Below are 21,565 nucleotides of genomic sequence, written 5' to 3'. Positions count from 1 at the left end.
TTTTATGGCACTTGAATTTCCGCAAATCGATCCAATCATTTTTTCTATTGGACCGCTGAGCGTTCGTTGGTACGGACTCATGTATTTAATTGGTTTTGCATTTGCAATGTGGTTTGCAAATCGTCAAGCAGCAAAACCAAATTCTGGTTGGACTAAAGAAGAAGTTAGTGACTTACTTTTTTATGGCATGCTAGGGGTTATTTTAGGGGGAAGAATTGGTTATGTATTATTTTATCAATTTAGTTACTTTATAGAAAACCCGTTATATCTATTTAGGATAGACCAAGGTGGAATGTCATTTCATGGTGGTGTATTAGGGGTAATTGCAGCAGAGCTTATTTTTTCTAAAACACGAAAAAAATCTTTATTTAAAGTGGCCGACTTTGTTGCCCCTTTAGTACCTGTAGGCTTATTAGCAGGGCGCATAGGTAATTTTATTAATGGCGAATTATGGGGGAGAACCACCGACGTACCCTGGGGTATGATCTTCCCAACAGGTGGTCCATTAGCACGTCATCCATCACAATTATACGAAGCCTTTTTCGAAGGTTTAGTGCTGTTTTTGCTTTTAATGTGGTTTATTAAAAAACCTCGTCCTGCGGGCAGTGTGTCGGGTTTGTTTTTAGTGGGATACGGTGTATTTAGATTTGGCATTGAATACTTTAGAGAGCCAGATGCTCATTTAGGGCTATTTGCAGAATTTATTTCAATGGGGCAAATTTTGTCTCTTCCTATGATTATTGGCGGGATCGGGCTACTTATTTGGGCCTATAAACAACCTACTAAAAAAGCGTAAAAAGAAGCACACAATGAAACAATATTTAGATTTATGTCAGCGTATTATTGATACTGGTGAATGGGTAGAAAATAAACGTACCGGTACACGCTGTTTAACCGTTATTAACGCCGATTTAGAATACGATGTAGCAAATAACAAGTTTCCTATGATCACCACTCGTAAAAGCTATTACAAAGCAGCAATTGCTGAGCTGCTAGGGTATTTACGTGGTTATAGCAGTGCTGCACAATTTAGAGAAATTGGTTGTAAAACATGGGATGCAAACGCTAATGATAATAACGCATGGCTTAATAATCCAAACCGTAAAGGGGACGATGATATGGGCCGTGTATATGGTGTGCAAGGGCGCGGCTGGCAACGTCCAGATGGCTCTACACTTGATCAGCTAGCAAAGGTGATTAACAACTTAAAAAATGGCATTGATGATCGTGGTGAAATCATTACGTTTTATAATCCAGGTGAATTTGAGCTAGGATGTTTACGCCCTTGTATGCATACTCACACATTTTCACTGTTAGGTGATACTTTATATTTAACTTCGTATCAGCGCAGCTGTGATGTCCCTCTTGGGCTAGTGGCATTTTGTGATAATCAAAATGCTACTCACGCACGAATGAGTGTTTTTTTACATTGATATATATAGAAATTGTACTATCATTGAAATTATAGATTGTGTGAATCGTTATTTACGGATACTGCTGATTGATTTGATAGTCCAAAACACACATAAATGTGAATTAATTACTTTGATATAGGGAATAATTTTTAGATGAAATGGCAAACAATGCACAAGTTACGATAACCTGTATCAATAACAAAATTTAAAAAAGGCAACTTAATGAATATACACCCCGAAAAACAATATTTAGATTTACTGACCTTGTTGCTAGAAACAGGCAGCGAAAGAGTTGATCGAACTGGCGTAGGTACAAAAGCCATTTTTGGGCATACCATGCGATTTGATTTATCTGAAGGCTTTCCGGTATTTACGACAAAACGTGTGTACTGGAAAACAGCATTTAAAGAGATGCTGTGGATGCTTTCTGGTGGCCACAATATCAAAGAATTGGTTGAGCAAAACGTCCATATTTGGAGTGATTGGCCTTACAAAAAATTTATTGATGCTCAGCCGGAAGGTAGTGCAGATAAATCAATTACTATGGAAGAGTTCGAGCTGCGTATCATTTCTAACGATGAGTTTGCTCAGCAATGGGGTGATCTTGGACCTGTATATGGTAAACAATGGCGTAGATGGAAAACTGAAGATGGGCAAGAAATTGATCAAATCTCTCAGGTAATTGATTTATTGAAGAACAATCCATCATCAAGACGTATTATATTTGACGGCTGGAATGTCGGAGAGCTTGATCAGATGGCTCTTCCACCCTGTCATAAGCATTATCAATTTTATGTTGATCCAAATACCAATAAGCTTTCTGGTGGCATGGTGCAACGTTCTTGTGACTCTTATCTTGGGCTTGCATTTAATATTGCTAATCTCGCTTTTATTACCACGCTCCTTGCGGAGCAAACTGGCTATGATGTTGGTGAAATTGTTTGGTTTGGTATGGATGTGCATTTATATATGAACCACATTGAGCAAGCTAAAAAGCAATTATCACGGGAGCCAAAAGCATTTCCTAAGTTAGTAATAAAGCGTAAGCCAGATTCATTATTTGATTATACAATTGATGATTTCGAACTTGACGGATATGACCCTCACCCTGCAATACCTGCACCAGTAGCGGTATAAGGTGAACTCAATTTATGGCTGGGCTTGAAACATATAAAACTCCTGAAAAGTTGAAATCATTTCTTCAGGAGTTGCTCAGCCAGAAAGAGTTACCTACACATAAAGGCAAAATAGCCCGCTCGCTGATAGAAAAAACATATGGCTTTCAACACTGCTCTTTATCTAACTATCACGGTTTTGATAAATATCAATGGTGTAAAAGTGTTGTTGATGATTTTGAAAAGGATTTGATCGCAAAAGAAGGTGGTAATATTACAGGGGTAAACTCTGAATATGGAACGCCAAAACGATTTGAAAAGCTATTAGATAAGCTTAAATGTGATATTGATAGCTTGCCCATTGCCCCTCAAGGGGATAGAGCTGGCCGGATATCATTCCGAGCTTTTGAAAGAAAGTTTAAATTTCCCTCGAATTCTCTTGTCGGTAAAACCGAGTCATGGCAGTGGGCACGCGACATGCTCAATAAGTTTGATGAAGAGCTTTATGAACAAGGTATTACAGGAACTGTTTGGGAGCGAAAAGTTCCTGCGATTAGAAAGTATTTAGAAGAGTTAGACAATAATCAAAAGTTACCTATCAATGAGCGTGGAAAGTTAAACCGCAAATCAGTAATGTCTGAGTTTGGTTTAGCGGCTAATCAAAGCACTAGTGTAGCTGAAACACGTGCACCTAAATTAAAAGAGTTGTTCAAAGAGTATGATGAACTCATCAGCCAGCAAGACTATTCGCAGTATGCCGGAGACAAATACAAAGATACTTTGTCAGAAATACTAGAACACAAAGAGCTTGTATTAGACTCGTCATCAAGAGTGATAAGTCTAAAATGGTTGGCACAAGAACTAGATATTGAAAAAAATACGATCAGAACTAGCCCAAATTTAATGAAGTTGATAGAGAAGAGAACTCATAAACTTCATCAAACGCAGCAGCGAGGTTTAACAAAAAAGTCATTCACTGTCTATGGTGCTGCAACACTAAACGTAGGGCCAACACCATATTCTGAAAAGCATGGACGAGTGTATTCTTTCTCTTCGCTCATCGAATTATACAGTCTTGAATTGGCCGAAAAAGTTGGCACTACATTTATTGCAATCACTAACAAAGCTGCAACAGGCTCAGTAAAGAATAAGTATCTACGTATTCTTCACTTTTTCGAATGGTTAGCCGATCCAAAAAATATTGACAGGGATGTTGCTGATTCACTGCGGGACAACAAAAAAATCAAGCAAGCTGATTTTGGTAGAGCTTGTATGGCATATCGGGCAGCGCTATTGATTAAAAGCCCCAACGCTAACTTGAACACCCTTATCATTACTCAATTTGGTGATGCAAAAGTTCTTCCCAAATATACCTTTCTAACTAGAGGAAGAGCAAATAAAGACAGAAGCCACAGACAGTCGATACTTGAGGCGAGCATCAAAAAGGGTGAGTTAGACCGAGTAGAAGAAATTTTAACTGATGCAGCAAAGTATCGAGGCATAGAAATAAGTCAAGGTAAGGACACAAAAGCGTTTTTAGAAACATTAATGTTTGAAAAGCTGAATAAACCTGATCTGCCAGATGACCTTTCTAAAGCTATGTTGGAGATCACTGAATCACGACTGTTAGAAATACGAATTCAGGCGAGTGCATTTTTTAAACAGTGGCAAAATCTGCACAAAGAAGGAGTCGAGTTACTGAATTTGGCGACTGTAGATTGTGATGAATTTCGCTCAATGCTAGCAAAGCGACAATCAATATCTGCTTATCAATGGTCTCTGTACATCAAAGACATATTTCCTATCGATAATAAGCAACTTGCTCTTGCCAACTTACTTAAAGTTATTAAAACAGTATATAAAGCCTGTCCTCCAAATTTAGCTACCACTAATATGCAGATGTGGAACAAAAAATATCAACTCTTTGGGGGTATTGAGCGAGTTGCTTCTTATCTAGTTCCTACCCGCAAGGCTATTAGCTCTGCGTTAACATTATACCTTTGTGAAAGCGGAGCCAACGTTGCTGTCGCTCTAACATTACCTAATGATTGTGTGCGTAAATCAGGTGTTGCTCAACATAAAAAGATAGTTGGTAAAAAGGACAGATCGTTTGGCAAGCCCATCTATGATGATCTGTCGGTCAAAAGCGATAACGTAGAATGTGTAAGTGCAGTTAATGCGCTTGAGTATATTTGTTCAGCACAACCTGAAACAGTTGACGATACGCTGCAATATTATCAAAAAGGGGCTGTTCAACCTCTAACTGAGTTTGCTTTTAGAGATGAGTTTAAAGCTATCTGCAATCATTCTGATTATTTAACGCAATTTAAACTTGTTCCTTCAATGCTTAGGCCAACGGTTCTGTTGAATGTTCAACTAAAAGATCCTGCAAATCTTGGCGTTGCACAGCTTATTGCTCAACATGAATCAGGTTCTACTACAGAAGGCTATACCAATAAACTACCCCACCGTATCCAAATGGAAAAAGATATGCTGGAGTTCCAGCAAACGATTGAAGTGGTCATGATTTATGATGATGAAGATGCGCATGAAAAGCTGAATATGACTCAAAAAAAATGGAATGAAAAGAAGCAAAAATTTGAAAAAACAGGCTGGGGTGTTTTTTGTAAGGATAGAGAAATTGTTACCGAATCAGGTGAAAAGGTTAAGTGCGGTGAAGTGGAAAACTGTGTTAAGTGCAAGCACGACCGAATGCTAGTGAGTGCAGATCCAATATCAATTTCAGACATGATCATTTGGAAGACTGCATTAGAAAAAAATGAAACAGAGTTTACCGCCAAGAATATGAATAGGTGGACTGATGTATGGGTGCCTTGGCAAGCATTCTTCACTGTGGTTTTAGAAGAAAAAATGACACGAGGCAAGCTTAGTCATATCAAGAAGCAAGCCACTGAGATTGCTAATCAGAAAATGAGCGGTAGTGACTTTACAATGCCGGAGCCTTGGTAATGAGTAATTTAGCTTTATTAGATGTTTTTCAGGCTTCTGATGCTGAGGAGAAATTTAAAAGTAATAGGGAAAGCTGGCCTTGGCTTAGTAATATTTCTATTGATGAAAACATAATTGAAATAACTGATACGGCAGGTGAAAATCGCAGTACATCAAGTGTAGAGCTTGATGTTAAACTGTTTGATGGCAGTAAATTAACAGATAAACGAAACAAGGAGTTTTACGACTTAGTAATTGAGTATGTTGAAGTTTTTCGTCTACACAACCCAGTTATAGGCGCTTCAGTTCATGCGCAGCGGATAAGGTCGCTGTTATCGTTTATTTGTTGGTTAAGTCAATATAAAATCAGGTCGTTAGCAAAAGTAACTAAAACTCATCTTGAAAAGTTCGCAAATGATGCTGCTTTTGGCACAGAGTTTTCTCTAAGCATTCCTGAAAAAGTATTCAATGTTATCAAAAAACAATTACTTGAGGGGCGCAAGTTGCCATTCAGGGAAGCCAATACATTTAGACGAGCTGAAATATATAAGCAGGTTGGTGTTAATGGTTTACCAATAAGAAACTTTACATATACAGCTAGAGTTTTGGATTGGTATGAGAGTCAGTTAAAAAATGGTTTTAAAGGCGTTGAATTAGAAAAGCTTACTGTTCAGGATGTATTAGAAGAATTAGATCTTATACCGAATATTGTCACTATTCAGGATTTACACAGAAAATTGGTGCCACTGGAGGAAATTTGGAGCTGGCAACATTACTTTAAAAGTAAATCATTCCAAAAAAATCCATTTCCTGAGGGGGCATCGAAAGCAGCTAGTAGACTTGGAACGGCAAGTAAAAGAACTAAAACTATCCCCCCTAAAATTGCTTTTGCAATGATGAGAGAAAGTGCTAATTGGGTGCTGAGCTATAGTGATGAAATTCTTAGTCTATATTCCTCAGGTGCTAATGCAAAAATCGCAATAAAGCGGTTATCAGATCAAGGTTTAAACCTCAACCTTAGGGATGGAAAACAAAGCCATAAAGGAGTTGCAACCCTTGAAGGTGTTGTTCGTTATCTTGCTTCTGCATGTTTTACCGTCATCGCTTCATTAACAGCAAGACGAAAAGAAGAAATTTTCGATCTGGGATATCAATGTATCGATGAAGAAAGGGGTGATGGTGCTTATTGGCTAACCATTTACATTGAAAAAACAAGTCAGCGGTACGACCTATGTCCTGTTCCAGTATTAGTTAAAAAAGCCATTAATGTACTCGAAAAACTCAGCGAAAAAGCAAGAGAGTTATCAGATAACGATACATTATGGCAATACGTTTCCAGAGAAGGTGAAGTCGTTAAATTAAACGATCAACAAGTGAGAAATAGCCTTCAAGACTTTTTCACATCTTTTGTCAGCGAAGACTCATCTCACGATTGGAAGTTTTCATTCCATCAATTTCGTAGAATGTTCGCTCTGCTCTATTACTATCGTTTTGAAGGTGCATATATTGGTGCACTTTCACATCATCTACGTCACTTTAATATCGAAATGACCAAACGATATATCACCGATGAAAAATTCATGAAGGAAATGAAAGAAATTGGTGAAGGATGGACAGCTAGCTTCTTACGAAAAGTGGTGACTGGTAAGGCAACTATCGGTGGTAAAAGCGGTGACAAAATCAAGCGCAAACTATCAGATTGGTTAGCACATTTTCGTGGCAAAGTTGATGTTGTTGAGCGTGAGCGAGTTGTTGAAAAACTAATGCGTTATATGAAACGTGTTGGAGCCGAATTTACCCAACAGGTTTGGGGAACAATTTGTGTGTGCCCCAAAAAAACAACATTAAGAAAGCATTCAAATTGTGCCAATGACAAAGGTGAACCTAATATTGAAAAAGGCTCTGTCGAAACGTGTGGCGGTTGCCCTTTTGCTGCTTACACCGATCGTTTTTCAGGTGCTATTTCAGATGATATTAAGGCAAGAGAAAAAACTAAGTCTTTTTGTGAGAAAGGGTCTGTTCTTGACGAAATTACAGGAGTTCAAGTTATTTCATTACAAGAGTTGTTAACAAAAGCTAACGAAAGCTCTCCTTTTGAGGTGCCAAATGAATAGCCCAGCAAGCAATGAAGATAAAGCGAAAAAGTTGGCTGAGCAAATTGAGCTTCGTCTTAGAGTATTGAATGGAAAAATTATAGGTGAACATACCGAACTTGAAATACCTACCAGTCTAACAAAGATGCGTAATTGGGTTTGTGATGAATTGGGCATTGAGAAAATAGGCAGCCCAAGTTCATTTGTCACTTCGCATAAAGAGCATGGTCGCAAAGTTAAAAAGATTGCAAACTGCTTAGAGACACTTAAAAAACAAAAGAAACCACCTAAAAAGCCAAGAGAACAAAAGTTAACGGAGTTAAAAACGAGAAACAAAGAACTCAATGAGTCATTGACCAATGCAGCAAACCAATATGTGCAATATTCCCAAGAAACTAAGCGGTTAAAAGAAGAGTTAATACTAAGCAGCAGCAAAGTTGAAGGTTTAACTGAAGAGCTGTATGAAACGTTAAGCGAATTGCAAATAGTACGTGATGAGATCATTTTACTTCGTAAAAAATTAGCGCAATATGAGAATAGAAAGGCTTCTAAAGTAACTAAAGTTAAGTTTGGTAAAGGTGGTAGCAATGCGAACTGACAACCAGAGTAAGCGGAAGAATCTAGAATCCAGTTTGGATGAATTACTTAAATCTTCTTTTGAAAATGACAACATCGAGGTAGTCAATGGAAGAATTAATCGCACGTGGATACGCGAAAGCCTCGGTTGTGGCGCAAACTGGGTCTCACAAAATGATCATGCCACAAAAATTATTACTGAGTATGAAAAAAAACTAAGGGCTAATGGGTTCAAAATTAATGTTAAACCTTCACCCGGAGTTAAGAATCAAGAAACTAAGCAATTAATGCAACGAGTTTCGAAATTAGAACAACGCAATGCGCAATTACTTGAAGATAACAGTCGATTTAAGGCTAAGTTGTATGAATATGGCTGGGTTGATTCCGATGATGAGCTTTCAGCGCAAGGGCGTTTGCCGTGGTAAACGTTGTTGTAGACGTTGAAGTAAAACGTGTTCGTTATAAAAGTGATAATGGTTGTGTTTTTAAAGCCATTATTCTTAATAACGAGGGACTGCACTCAGACAAACAAGTTAATGTACTCCTAACGGGTAAATTGGCAGGTGAAGGCTTTCGCCTATACCAAGGTCAGCGCTTTAAGGTAAAAGCTCGCCAACATGGTGAGTATATCAACCAGCATACAGGAGAAGTTGAAGAGCAAATTAAAGCTACCTGTATCGTTGAACATCAGCCGAAAGGTGAAAATTTCATTTCGTATATCACCTTCAACGAAACATTCGTCAATATTGGAGTCAAAACTGCAACAGCTCTGTATAAAGCCTTTGGTCAAGACATTTACCGACTCTTGGATGAAAAAAACTATAAAGCGTTATTACAGGTTGAAGAACTTACAGAAGACAAAGCTCATACCCTTATCCAAGGGTGGCATCATGATAAAAAAGGCAAGTTGGTTGAATGGCTAGAACTTTATCGTTTACCTGTTTGGCTTGGGCGAAAACTTATAGCTGCATATAGCAATGACGTAGTAGATAAACTCGAAGCGGACCCTTACAGACTTATAGCTTTCGCAATGACATGGAAGAAGATTGATAAGATTGCAACTGAGCAATTTGTAATAAAACATGATGATCCAAGAAGGTTTCATGCAGCAGTAACAGAAGTGTTATTCGCGGCATATACTGACGATGGCAATACTGCTTTAGATGCAGAAACTTTAATTAAATCAGTTTCCAAGCTCATAGGTCGTGATTTAGCAAAACTAGCGCTAAAACAGATATACGTAAATGGTGGCTTTATAATGTTGAACTCTGACCTTTATCAGAGTCGTGGCGCATCGTTACAGGAAAGTTTTATTGCAGATGAAATATGTAAACGAACTATTATTCAAGAAGAGAGAGTGCACGGTAGTATTCAAAAATACTTAACTACGTGGCAGCAAGCTAACTACCCTTTAACTAGTGAACAAATCCAAGCTGTTTACTATGGTTTATCTAAGCCTTTGTCAGTGATAACGGGTGGCGCAGGAGTTGGTAAAACAAGTGTACTAGAGTCACTGCTTTATGTATTAAATCATTCTGGTGGTCAGGCTATTCAAATGGCACTTGCTGGCCGAGCTGCCAAGCGAATGCAAGAATCCACGGGGGAAGAAGCAATTACCATTGCTGGTTTCCTCAACAAGCTAGATCAAGGCAAACTTCTATCTGCTACACATATCATCATTGATGAATGTTCTATGGTGGATTTGTATTCATTGGTCAGAGTGTTTAAACGACTCAAACCTTCTCAAAAAATTATCTTAGTTGGGGATGCAGCTCAATTACCACCCGTTGGTGCGGGGAAGGTCTTTCATGTGCTGTCAGACGAGTTGAGTGCACCCTTAACAAGGCTAACCAAGGTTTGGAGGCAAGATGAGGTCACAGGCATTCCAATGGTCTCACAGAGCGTTAGAGAAGGTGTTTGGACTGAGTTACCTACTTATTGTGGAAAAGCCGCAGGTGTTACAGTTGTTATCGCAGATTCTGAAAATATTTTTGGACAAATCGAGAAAATCTTTGATGAGCTAGGCGGTACTGATGAACAAGCAGATGTGAAAATTATATGCCCAACAATAAAGGATTGCGATTGGGGAACTCTTGGTATAAACCGAAAATTATCAAATAAGTATGTAGGTGATAATCAGCAAGTTTGTTTAAACCGTGGAAATGCCGCACCAGAACCAACAGGGCTAATGGTGGGGGATATGGTTATGGCAACCGTAAACAATTGGGAAAAGGATATAATGAACGGCTCTTTGGGGAGGATCACTCGGTTAGCAACAATTCGTGAAATACAGGATGCACAACGAGCAAATTTACCTCTTCCTATTATCTCCGTTGCGTTTGACAACGAAGAAGTGTTGCTAGATGAAAATGATATCGATACTTTACAGTGGGGGTATGCAATCACCTGCCATAAAGCACAAGGTTCACAATTTCGTAGAGTTATCATTCCAGTCATCAATGGAAAAATGATTGATCGAACATGGATTTATACTGCACTAACCAGAGGTGTTGAACAGGTGGTGTTTATAGGGAATGTTGAGCTAATTAACCGGGCAGTCAATAAACCACCAACAGTTGAACAGCGAATTGTTGGACTTAACCATCACCTTGATAGATTACGGCTTAATCAGCTAAGTAAGAGCGCCTAATGATCTTTTATAAAACAACCGATGAAGACTGCATTTTACAAGGGGCATTTAGTAAATCGTCATACAGCGGTGTCCCTGTTTTTTTCAATGCTAACGGGGTTATTGAAGCGGTAAGCGATTACCTTATTTTCAAAGCAATAAAAGATACCGATCAAATCACATCCGTAACCACCTATGCAGATCAACTACAAACCTTCTTAAGGTTTATTGATGAAAAAGGTAAGGGACTATCATGGCAAAATGTGTCTGACGGTCTTTTGGTTGAGTTTCGGGACTCTAAAATAACCAGCGGCAATAAAGATAGCTATGTCGCAGGTGTATTACGCACAGTATTTGATTTTTACTTGTGGGCTGAACGCAATAAAGTTATTCGCCATCATGTCGCCATTTATGATAACGACAAAGAGTACGCAATATCTGCTGAGAAAACCAAAACTAGTTGGAAGTGGCCTCATATACCATCGTCAACGTCTAAAGCGAAACCGACTCCGACAAATGATGATCTAGAACTGCTGCATGCAGTTACGATAGAGGAGTCAGATGTGGTTGGGATGCGAGATTCTTTAATTTTTACAATCTATGAACGGTCAGCAAGAAGAATGGAAGCCTTGCAAATCAAAGTCTCTGATGTACCCGACTGGGATGAAATAGAAGAATATCAGGCCGAAAATAAGCTCTTCTACGTTGAAGTGACAGGTAAAAGGAAAATAGATCGCGATCTAGAGTTTCTACCTGAAACAATGGAGTTAATTCGCGAATATATTGAAAATGAACGCTCAGATGCTGTTAGCGCAGCGAAAAAGCGAAATAAATTTTACAAAGAACCTGATGAACTTTTCCTTGCCTCTACAACAGGAAAACCGTTGAATAAACAATATATTTCTCGAAGGCTTTCAGGTTTAATGAAAAAGGCAGGGGTTTCAGGAACAGGTCATCGTGTTAGGGCAAAAGGCTTAACGGACATTGTTGCTGCTTTTGATGGTTTTGATGATCGGGGGCAGCCAAAGTCTGCACAAGATGTATTGATAAGAGCTGCTGAAAAAGCAGGTCATTCAAATCCTCAGTCACTTCGACACTATTTGGCATTATCCCGTAGTGAAGGCTTAGCTGCAAAAATGAATAATATTGAATTACTACGTGACTTAGACGTAAAAGTACAAACGCGTAAAAGGCAGCTGAAAGAGATTGATAAAGCTAGCGAATTGTTTGATGCCATTACAAATGACAAAAATGTTGAAGAAGAGCTTTTAAAGTACTTACAGAATTATTTGCTTTACGAATGAATTTTGATTTTTTTGGTTTAATTTATTGTTTTAAATAGTGATTATTCCTAGTTAACGTATTGCGTTTGAAAATAAACTTAGTTAAAGTGATTTTCTTTACTTGATCAAAATTAACCCAGATTAGTTGTACTAGTGTTAAGTTAGTTTTGAGAAAAAGAAAAGTACCATTCATTGCTTAATTCCATATCAAAAGAAATATCATCATTAGTATCCTTTCTTTTTTCAAATGCATGGATTGTTTTATCGAAGGGGATAGGTTCGACTACATTAAATTTTAATGAATAAACCGTAGCACTGCCTCCTAAGCCAAACGCATGATATATAACTTCCAGTGAGCACTCTCCCTTTACATTGGAAAAGAATATTGAGTCTCTCTCCAATAAGCGAAGGTTACGTACAATATCAGCATATTCAGAATTTGTCTCATCAACAGTAACTTCTAGGAAATCTTTATTTTTATGTTCAATAAAAATTGAACAAACTTGTTTAGCTAATGATTGGTAAGTGCCAGCATTATCATAATAATGCTGAACCACCTCTTCATCCGTTATAGGGTACTTTGAACATGCAGATAATAAGACTCCACATAAAATAACTAAATTTTTTTTTAAAAACATCTTCACGTAACCCCTAACAATTTACTACAAACGCTTATTCAGTCCAGCAATATGTTGGGTGCCCAGCTTGTACAAAACACCATCCTGTACCTGAGCCACCGCCACCGCCACTACCACCACCCATGTCAGGATCTGGATCTCCTAAATCGCCTGAACCTTCGCCACCGCCACCACCAGAGCCGCTAGAAGTTTCGTCGTTTGAAGCATCGTTCAATGTGGAGTCATTAGCAATTGACTGGTCATCTATGCAACTAGCATGGCTTGAGTCATTTTGATTATTAGAAAAGACTTCATCGTAATAATTAATGCCCCTCATTACTTCTAATGGATCTCCCGGGTTGTCGCCTGAGTTATTTACGAAATCAACGGCTCCTTGAAACCATCCTTTACTGGGGAGGCTTTGTGTGCCTGCGGATAAGCGAATTATAGCATCGGCTGACATTCCCATAGCTCTTAGATTAGCACCATATAGGAAATTCCCCATAGAAGAAGTACCAACATAGTCTGATTGACTACTGTGAGCAACATCTAAAGCACCACCAAAATTATGCATGGCATAACCTCTTGCCACTATTGCTGCAATAGCAGCGTCTTGATGGATAAGCTCATTGTTTATTTTTGCTGTCCAATCACGTGTCACTCTTAAGACACTATTTATATTTAAAGGCGCACCGTTTGACCTTGCTCTTGGCGGTAGTGTTGGTGGTCTATTACCTGCATTACATTGTGCCACTTCACCAATAGTTCCCGTTGTTGACGTTGATGATGTTGACATCATCATTAAATTTTGAGGGAACGGAGGTTCTACTGAAGCATTACTCTTTACTGTTTGTAATCCTATATAGATAGTGCTTACACTTGACTCAAGGTTTGAATCGTGAATAACTGTATAAGTATAATCAGTTAGTGTAGTTAGTGGCTCAAGACTAATAGTAAAATCTGAGTGTTGTAATGTATTTAGTTTTTCCGCTACAGTAAACTGATTTGCTGAATAACTAATATCTTCATTCAAAATTGTTGTACCTGAACTATTTTTTATTGTTATTCTATATGCCCCATCTTTTTTTATGCTGGAGTCGGCAACAAAATAAGTTTTATTTGGATTTGCTAGTTTGATATCAACACATCCTGTATCTCGATATGTCTTGATTACAGTCTTTTTATTAGGGTAAACATCTTCACATGCAAATGCATTGTTTGTTGATATTAAAAATATAAATAAACCGAATAAATTACGTAGAAAATGGGTATTGCGATGCTTTTTTATCATAAGTTCCTTCTCTATATGTTTTATACCTTTTTGACCCATGTTATTTAATCAAAATAATTTATTGTAATCAATACAATTATTTTGGCATTGAGTGATGTTTCAAAATATAAGTAATAGAGGCAGTAATAAATAGTAGTGTGGATTACAATGAAAGAAGCTGGTTTATAACACTTCATATCAGTGACTAACTGAATTGATGACTGGGCTAGCTATATCAAGGTGATTTTTTATTGAAAGAGCTTTAAATATTTGTGCGAAACGATTTTAGGTTTAACCCCCAATGTCACAAAAAACTTCAATCAAATACAATGCTTTGTATTATTAGCGTTAGTAGCACAAATTACCGGACATAAGCCAGGTAAGGCTTATCATAAAATAGCAAACGCGCATATTTATGAAAACCAGTTTGAATTAATGCGTGATGTGCAGTTAAAGCGCGAGCCATTTGAATCACCTAAATTAGTGATTAATCCAAATATAACTTCACTTGAAGATATAGAAACATGGGTAACGCGTGATGATTTTGAAGTTCAAGGTTATCAATGCCACGAGGCGATTCAATATCCATTTTCAGTATAAAAATAACATTATTTGTAACCTAAAGACTTTAAAAAAATGAGATAGGTTATCGGCTGTTTAATTTTACAGCAATTAAGCGCATGCAAAAGCTAATGCAGTGAATCGTAAGTCACAAATAAAAAAGCGTTATTTTAAAATGACCCTCAATAATTGGACATTCTAATTGTTGGGGGTTTTTTAATGCTTAAAGCCTAAGTAAAAAGTTGTGGTTTATTTTATAAAAATGTATATTTAAAAACTATGATATAAAACAAGATTATACTAATACTGTAAAGCTTGTTTTAATAGAGCAATTAATATACTTAATATTATAATCATGGACGATTTAAAAGCTGCTTGTTGTGTTATTTACAACAACTTGCTACTTATTAGTATACAGTAATTCTTTTCTAATCTATTAAAGTTGAATGCCTATAAAGTGTTTAGCTTATATGCGCTAATGCATTTAGGATACAGACTTAATGTTTACGATAAATAATAAAATGATTATTTTTAGTTTTGTTATGCTGTTTATTACAGGGTGCACAACTGCGCCTAATAATTCATTAACGAATGAGCCGATAGAAAAACCCGCCATAATTACAGAGCAAGAATTAAAAGAGTTAAAAAGTGCAGTAAAACAATGGCACAAAGCACGTAAAGGAATTGAGCGACTACTTAAACTCGAAAACGAAATTACTTACTTAGTAAAACATATCGATATAATTAACAGTAAGGCGATTGCTCAGCAAAATAGTCCTTCAAAAGGGTACTCTACTCGCTCAAAGTATAAAACAAATAACACCACACCCGCAGCGAATATAAACAAAACACAAAAAAAGAGCTACTTAGATGACGAGCCACGAAACTTCGCACTACAACTAGCTTCAGTAGATTCTATGGATAGTGCACGAACCGCATTAAAAGAAATTAAAATAAAAGCGGCTCCATTATTTAGAGCGCAAGTGCTTACAAATGTTGAAGTAGCGAAAGTACACGATAAAACGTACTACCGGCTTAAAGTGAGCTCCTACGAAAAATTACAAACAGCACAAGCTGATTGTAAAATTATTAAGCAATACAAGCTCGACTGTATAGTAACTAATTACACCCAAAACCCTCTTTAAAACTCATGGATATATTAATCGTGGCATAAAACCTGCTTAATTCTAATCAGTGTTTTTATGGTCGAGAGTTATTATGTTTTCAAAAACCCCATTATTGTTAATTTGCGTTTTTATTAGCCCTTTTTTTATTGGCTCATGTAGTCATATTAATGAAGAAAAAATGAGCGGCTCAGCATCACTTATGACCGATCAACAAGTAAAAAACTATGTACAGCAGTGGCATAGCCAACAAGAAAGTATTAATAGACTCACCGAGATGGAAAGTGATTTAAAACTGTTGATCACGGCATTAGCCATGAATACCCCTCTTGATGAAAATCCAGCGTCATTACGCCAAAAAATTGTTGCAGAGCAACATGGCGAAAAACAAACGATGACAACACCACAAAAAAATATAACCGAAAATATAACCGAAAATACTGACGTAACATCATGGGCCGATATGCACAGCTTAGCCACCAAAACGGCAATAGGGGCTCAATTAGGCTGGTACGCTAAACCCGAGTTAGTAAAAACTAAAGTAAAAAAACTTAAGTCACACTACCCACAAGCATTTAATAGTTTTCATTTTACTATGTTTGAAAAACACAATGTTGGTACAACTTTATATGGATTAAGAGCAGGTCCGTTTAAAAATACAGACGAGGCAAAAATATTTTGTTACCTAGCTGAAAAAATGGCACAAACGTGTTCACCAGCCCCATTTTTAGGAGAGGTAATTTAATTAAACACTTTTAAATAATGCCACAGAGACAAAGGTGTAAGAGGTATTAATAGAATAAACCAATCCTTTATGCTTGGTTTTTCCATTTTTTTGTTTAGATACAATTAATTATTACTAAAGAGTTAATGCAAAGTGCCGATAATTAATTTAACCTTAACAAAAGTTGGGTTTATATTATTTATACAGGGATTAATTATGAAAAATATTATTAAATTAACAAGTATTGCCGCGGCTTTTACTTTTACATCTTTTGCTACAATAGCTGAAACTACTACGGTTACGGCTTCGGTAACCGTTCAAAACAGTTTTGAATTTACTGCGGGTGATCCGTTAAATTTTGGTATTATACGTGCAACAAATGGCTCGAGTATTACTGATTTTGCTTCAATAGAGCTTCCTGCTTTGGCAGGAAGCAACCCTATTTATGATGCTACTGGTGCTAATGGTGACACTGCTGAGGTTAGTGTTTTAGATGATACAGATTTATCGCCGGCTACATTTACTATTGCAGGTGCATCAGGTTTCACAGACATTGCAATAGAAGATATGTCAGGTACAACAGTAGATATGATCGCTCAAGATGCTCCTCCTGGTGGACCGGGCTTTACCTTAAGTGACTTTACATTCTATGTGGTTGATGGAACCAATAGCGGTGACTCTGGTGATATTGATGGCACACCAGCTATAATAACTACAGACATTAACGGTAGTGCAACTTTTAGCCTGGGCGCTACATTAACAACAGACAAAACAGTATTTACTTCGTATACAGATGATGTAGCTTATACTGGAGATGTTTCTGTTACGGTTAATTATAATTAAGAGGTTCGATTGGAGATGACACTAAATGCTAAAGTTTTTTTATGTATGTATAATTATTTTTTCATGTGAGTTGTCATCTCAAATTACTGTTTTACAACAGCTTAACTTTGGTACTATTGTTGTAGCTAAAAATGAAAGAGTAAGCTCACTTGAGTTATTGCCAAATGGTCGTAGTAATATTACTAACGATATACATATTGTAGAGGCGGGAGAACCTGCAGAGATACTTTTAGATGGCTTACTCCCACATCAAGCATTATCAATATCTCATACAGCAAGCAACACATCATTAACCCGTGTGAGTGCGAGCACCCCTTTTTTTATTTTAAATGAGCTAGTGTATAACACCGATATTGTTACAAATGGACACGGAACGGCGGTTTTTAATGTTGGAGGTAAAATTAATACCTTAGGTAATGGCAGTCACTATACAGATGAAACATTTTCAGCACAATTTCAACTAATTATTGAATACAATTAATATAAGTAAAGGACTTTACTAAATGAAGCGATATTTTTTTACCTTTTTCCTATTTTTTCAGATTATATTTAGTGCTTTTAGTTATGCTAATTTACTTATTTCACCCACTCGAGTTGCGTTTGACGAACGTCAGCGTGTAGAAAAAATAATTTTAATTAATGATAGTAAGCAACATCAAACGTATCGTTTACAATGGCAAGAAAAAATAGCTAAACCTGAAGGTGGGTTTTATACGCTAGACGATACGATGACCAACCCCAAAGCATTGAGTAGTATGATACGTGTGAGCCCTTCACAAGTGAGCCTAGCGCCAGGAGAGCGTCAAATAGTTAAGCTGGCACTTAGAAAACCAAAAGGTTTAGTTGCGCAAGAATATCGCTCTCATTTACTTTTTAGGGCTCTACCAAACGATACAAGCTCGTCGAAAGAATTAAATGCGGGTGTAAATGTTAATTTTATTTTAAGTTACTCAATCCCTATTATTTTACGCCAAGGTAAGCTTGAAAGACCTAAAGTAGGCATTGAAGATATAAAGTTAGTAAAGGCAGAAACTAACGATGTTTCATCAATTAGATTAACAATGTCGCAAACGGGTCAATATAGTTCATTTGGTAGTATTGAGGCGTTTTATACCGCTAATAATACAAGCACAGAAACGAAAGTCGCTATTTTAAATGGTTTTAGTATTTTCCCTGAAATAGATAAAAAAATAGCGAATGTATCATTATTAGAAAAAGGGTTGCTAAACTTACCAGGTAAATTACGAGTAATTTATAAAGGTGCCGATAATTATAAAAACCATATTTTTGCAGAAAAACAGTTTTTAATTAATGCAAATGGTTCAGTATCCAGCCTAGGTAATTAGTCGTATTAACGCTCATATGTGGCTTTATATAACATTTATTATATTAATCGCATTTTCTGCTTTTTCAAATTCGGCAGAATCAAAAAATAATGTATATAAAACATTATTTAATATTAAACAAAAATGGGATGAAAAAGAAAGCGCTGTAAAATCTAATTTAACAAGCTCTCTTTCTTTGAACAATACACAAGCTAGTAAAAATATTCCTTTGGTTGGAATTCCTACTGGTGAGTTTTTGGTTTTGTCGGCTAATGTTAATGGGATTTATTTAGGCGAATTATTTGCCATTAAAAGCCCTAATGGAGCTTGGATAGAATTAAATAGCCTAGTTGAGCAGCTAGATTTTGCAATTAAAGTAGAACCACAGCAACAGCAGGCAAACGGTTGGTTTATTTATGAAAACAATAAGTTTAAATTAAATATTACAGATGAAATTGCGACTGTAAATGAAAAGAGCTTTTTACTAGCTAAAGATGATTATTACATTGATAACGGTGATATTTTTATATCGATTGAACAATTAAATAATTGGTTTAAATTAGGTATTACTGTTGACTATGGTGCATTAAAGCTTAATTTAAACCCTATATCGCCCTTACCTATAGAGAAAAAAATACAGCGAAGAACGCGCACTTTTTATTCTTCGCCAGACAATGCTAAGCCCACGTTACCGTGGAAGGCAAGCCCCTATAAAGCTTTTTCTGCTCCTGTTGCTGACTTATTACTGAGCTATACAGCGGATGAGTCAAACAATAATCTATCTTACTCACTTTTAGGCTCTCAAGATTTAGCATATGTAAATGCAGAGTATTTTTTATCAGGACAAAAAAACAATTTATTAAGTGAATCACGTTTAAGTTTTTCTCGTCAAAGTAATAACGCCGATATGCTCGGGGTACTGGGAGTCTCTAATATAGAGTTTGGTGATATATTAGCTGTTAGAAACGCAGGCGATTCTTTTAATAGCTATTCAACGGGTATTAAAATAAATAATAAACCTTTGTATAAAGAAGTGAATGGTAACTTAGTTACGCTTAGTGGTGCGGTCGCTGCCGGGTGGGATGTAGAACTTTATCGAAATAATGTATTAATAGATCAGCAGTTAAGTTTGCCTGATGGTCGATATTACTTTGAAGATGTCCCGCTTATATATGGTAGTAATAGTTTTGAGCTTATTTTTTATGGTCCGCAAGGTCAAGTTGAGCGTAAATTAGAAGAGTTTGTTATTGATGGTAATAGTTTAGAGGATGATGAAAGTTATTATGAGCTTTCGCTCTCGCAACAAGGTCAAAAGTTACTAGAAAAAAATAATAGCAATGAAAGTGGTTGGTTGCTTTCTGGACGCTATGAAACAGGCTTATCTGATTATATATCTTTATATAGTGGAGGCTCATCATTATTTAATACAACAAATGCAGATGATGAGGTTAAATCATATACATTGGGCTCTAATTTAAGCCTATTAAATAAATTCCTATTTAATGTTAACTATAACCAAAATAATAAGAGCGAAAAGGATATTGCTTTAACAGCACGTACTGAGTTTTATGAACAATCTTTAAGTTTAAATGCGACTAAATCTTCGTCTTTAGCTTCTACTACAACTGGGTCAGAAAAATTTAACGACACACGTACCTTATTATTTAATATGTCTGGATCTTTGATGAGTAATCGCTTTGGTAATTTAAATTATCAAAATTCATTTAACTATTCAAAAAATGAGCGAAACAGTATAAATCGATTTGGTAATATTCTTAATTATTCATTATCAGGGGTTAGTGTAAATAATAATCTTCAGTGGGTTAACTATAAAGATGATACGCAAAATACTGTCTTAGGAAGTACAATAGTACAAAAGCGTTTTGGCTCTGTCGGTACTCGGTTTAATTTAAACTATGCGATAAAGCCAGAGGCAGAGATTTTAAATTATGAAATTCAGTTAAATCGTATGTTGTGGACATCTTTTGACACTGAGTTAACATTAAAAAACCAGCTAACTTCGGGCATAAAAACGGCCGAATTAGGGGTGAACTGGTATAACGAGTATTTTAGTTTAAATAGCTCCATTGATTATAATTCTGAAGATGAGTGGAAAATAGGTTTATTTAGTCGTTTTAGTTTTGGTGTAGATACAGCTAATAACGACTACTTTATAAATCGACGTAGTTTAGTTAGTTATGGCTCATTATTGGTTCATGTTTTTCTTGATGAAAATAACAATGGCGTTTTCGACGAAGGCGAGAGCCATGTAGAAGGGGTTAAAATTAAAGCTCTACAAAACTATCGTCGAGGAGCCACTGACAAAAATGGCATGGCTTTGTTATCAAGTATGACTGCTAATTTAACAACTGATATAGTTGTAGACCCTAGAAGTTTTCCCGACCCATTCTATGTTGCAGCTAACGATGGCTTTTCATTTACGCCTCGTGCAGGCTTTGTTGAATATATGGAGATCCCGCTTAACAATTCAGGTGAAATTGAAGGGACTGTGTATCAAGAAATGCCAGATAGTAAAACGGTCGCAGGATTTGCAACGGTAAACTTACTTGATAAAAAAGGAAATGAAGTAGCAACAACAAAAGCTGCTTACGATGGTTATTATTTATTTACTGATTTACGGCCAGGTGAATATACCGCGGTAGTAAATGAAGAGTTTAAAACTCGAAAAGCATTAAAAGAAACTCAGAAAATAAATGTTAATTTATCAGCTAAGGGTGATGTAGTGGCCGAAGTTGACTTTGTATTGCAGCAAAAAAAGCAAGTTGAAGGTTATATCGTAAACCTAGGTACGTTTTCGTCATTAAATATTTTAAAAGCATATTATTGGTTAGTACAAAAACACTTAAGTGATTTAAATACAACGCCATTTTACGTACAAGATAAAACAACAAAACAATTTGTATTGGCGCTTGCTTATGATAAAACTCAATCACTGCAGCTCGAAGACGCTTGCTCTGCAGTCAAAGCAAAGAAATTGCCATGTAATGTACAAAAACAAAGCATTAGCCATTAACTTAATG

At 36.6% G+C, this 21,565-nt stretch carries 16 protein-coding genes and 2 pseudogenes; 16 read left to right on the top strand and 2 right to left on the bottom strand.

All coding sequences use genetic code 11. The features are described 5' to 3' along the window. Window positions 1-4: 4 nt before the first annotated feature. The 9 genes and pseudogenes from lgt to J8L70_RS01495 all read left to right on the top strand — a co-directional run bounded on the left by lgt (window position 5) and on the right by J8L70_RS01495 (window position 12,081). A complete protein-coding gene (lgt, locus tag J8L70_RS01535; RefSeq protein WP_211053703.1) occupies window positions 5-796 on the top strand; it encodes a prolipoprotein diacylglyceryl transferase in 792 nt (263 codons plus the stop codon). A gap of 13 nt (window positions 797-809) precedes the next feature. Further along, window positions 810-1,373: pseudogene (locus tag J8L70_RS01530) on the top strand (thymidylate synthase); the annotation flags it as partial. Between the two features lie 264 nt (window positions 1,374-1,637). Then, window positions 1,638-2,552: a thymidylate synthase gene (thyA, locus tag J8L70_RS01525; RefSeq protein WP_211053702.1), complete on the top strand. Its 915-nt coding sequence runs from the start codon at window positions 1,638-1,640 to the stop codon at window positions 2,550-2,552. Window positions 2,553-2,566: 14 nt separating this feature from the next. Beyond that, window positions 2,567-5,500, top strand: coding sequence for a hypothetical protein (locus J8L70_RS01520; protein WP_211053701.1), 2,934 nt, complete (start codon window positions 2,567-2,569; stop codon window positions 5,498-5,500). Then, on the top strand, window positions 5,500-7,593 hold the full coding sequence (locus tag J8L70_RS01515) for a tyrosine-type recombinase/integrase (protein WP_211053700.1): 2,094 nt from the start codon (window positions 5,500-5,502) through the stop codon (window positions 7,591-7,593). The genes J8L70_RS01520 and J8L70_RS01515 overlap by 1 nt, the downstream gene beginning before the upstream one ends. Next, window positions 7,586-8,170 (top strand): hypothetical protein, encoded by a 585-nt coding sequence (locus tag J8L70_RS01510; RefSeq protein WP_211053699.1) that lies wholly within the window; start codon window positions 7,586-7,588, stop codon window positions 8,168-8,170. The genes J8L70_RS01515 and J8L70_RS01510 overlap by 8 nt, the downstream gene beginning before the upstream one ends. A 34-nt stretch (window positions 8,171-8,204) precedes the next feature. Further along, complete coding sequence (locus tag J8L70_RS01505; protein ID WP_211053698.1) at window positions 8,205-8,573, top strand: hypothetical protein; 369 nt, start codon at window positions 8,205-8,207, stop codon at window positions 8,571-8,573. Beyond that, the gene (locus J8L70_RS01500) at window positions 8,567-10,798 is read left to right on the top strand and encodes an AAA family ATPase (protein ID WP_211053697.1); all 2,232 of its coding nucleotides are present in this window, start codon (window positions 8,567-8,569) and stop codon (window positions 10,796-10,798) included. Before J8L70_RS01505 ends, J8L70_RS01500 begins: the two co-directional genes overlap by 7 nt. Beyond that, a complete protein-coding gene (locus J8L70_RS01495) occupies window positions 10,798-12,081 on the top strand; it encodes a tyrosine-type recombinase/integrase (RefSeq protein ID WP_211053696.1) in 1,284 nt (427 codons plus the stop codon). Before J8L70_RS01500 ends, J8L70_RS01495 begins: the two co-directional genes overlap by 1 nt. A gap of 140 nt (window positions 12,082-12,221) precedes the next feature. On the opposite strand, the gene J8L70_RS01490 is transcribed toward J8L70_RS01495, so the two are convergent. Together J8L70_RS01490 and J8L70_RS01485 are read right to left on the bottom strand one after the other, a co-directional pair. Next, a complete protein-coding gene (locus tag J8L70_RS01490; RefSeq protein ID WP_211053695.1) occupies window positions 12,222-12,704 on the bottom strand; it encodes a hypothetical protein in 483 nt (160 codons plus the stop codon). Window positions 12,705-12,732: 28 nt separating this feature from the next. After that, window positions 12,733-13,968, bottom strand: a complete 1,236-nt coding sequence (locus J8L70_RS01485) for a polymorphic toxin type 44 domain-containing protein (protein ID WP_211053694.1) — start codon at window positions 13,966-13,968, stop codon at window positions 12,733-12,735. Between the two features lie 291 nt (window positions 13,969-14,259). On the opposite strand from J8L70_RS01485, the pseudogene J8L70_RS01480 reads away from it, so the two are divergent. From J8L70_RS01480 to J8L70_RS01450, 7 genes and pseudogenes are all read left to right on the top strand, one after another. Then, window positions 14,260-14,547 (top strand): annotated as a pseudogene (locus J8L70_RS01480) (thymidylate synthase); the annotation flags it as partial. Between the two features lie 461 nt (window positions 14,548-15,008). Further along, a complete protein-coding gene (locus J8L70_RS01475) occupies window positions 15,009-15,653 on the top strand; it encodes an SPOR domain-containing protein (RefSeq protein WP_211053693.1) in 645 nt (214 codons plus the stop codon). Window positions 15,654-15,726: 73 nt separating this feature from the next. Next, window positions 15,727-16,377, top strand: a complete 651-nt coding sequence (locus J8L70_RS01470; protein WP_247664649.1) for an SPOR domain-containing protein — start codon at window positions 15,727-15,729, stop codon at window positions 16,375-16,377. 195 nt (window positions 16,378-16,572) lie between these two features. Further along, window positions 16,573-17,199 carry a hypothetical protein gene (locus J8L70_RS01465; protein WP_211053692.1) on the top strand — a complete coding sequence of 209 codons (627 nt, stop codon included), beginning with the start codon at window positions 16,573-16,575 and terminating at the stop codon, window positions 17,197-17,199. A gap of 25 nt (window positions 17,200-17,224) precedes the next feature. Continuing rightward, window positions 17,225-17,680, top strand: a complete 456-nt coding sequence (locus J8L70_RS01460) for a DUF4402 domain-containing protein (protein ID WP_211053691.1) — start codon at window positions 17,225-17,227, stop codon at window positions 17,678-17,680. 22 nt (window positions 17,681-17,702) lie between these two features. Continuing rightward, on the top strand, window positions 17,703-18,545 hold the full coding sequence (locus J8L70_RS01455; RefSeq protein ID WP_211053690.1) for a fimbria/pilus periplasmic chaperone: 843 nt from the start codon (window positions 17,703-17,705) through the stop codon (window positions 18,543-18,545). A gap of 16 nt (window positions 18,546-18,561) precedes the next feature. Then, window positions 18,562-21,558 carry an SdrD B-like domain-containing protein gene (locus J8L70_RS01450; RefSeq protein WP_211053689.1) on the top strand — a complete coding sequence of 999 codons (2,997 nt, stop codon included), beginning with the start codon at window positions 18,562-18,564 and terminating at the stop codon, window positions 21,556-21,558. The last annotated feature ends 7 nt before the right edge of the window (window positions 21,559-21,565 follow it).

The organism is Pseudoalteromonas sp. MMG010 (genome assembly GCF_018100905.1).
GTDB lineage: Bacteria > Pseudomonadota > Gammaproteobacteria > Enterobacterales > Alteromonadaceae > Pseudoalteromonas.
The sequence above is the reverse complement of the archived record's forward strand: the minus strand, read 5'-3'. Positions and strand labels throughout refer to the sequence as shown.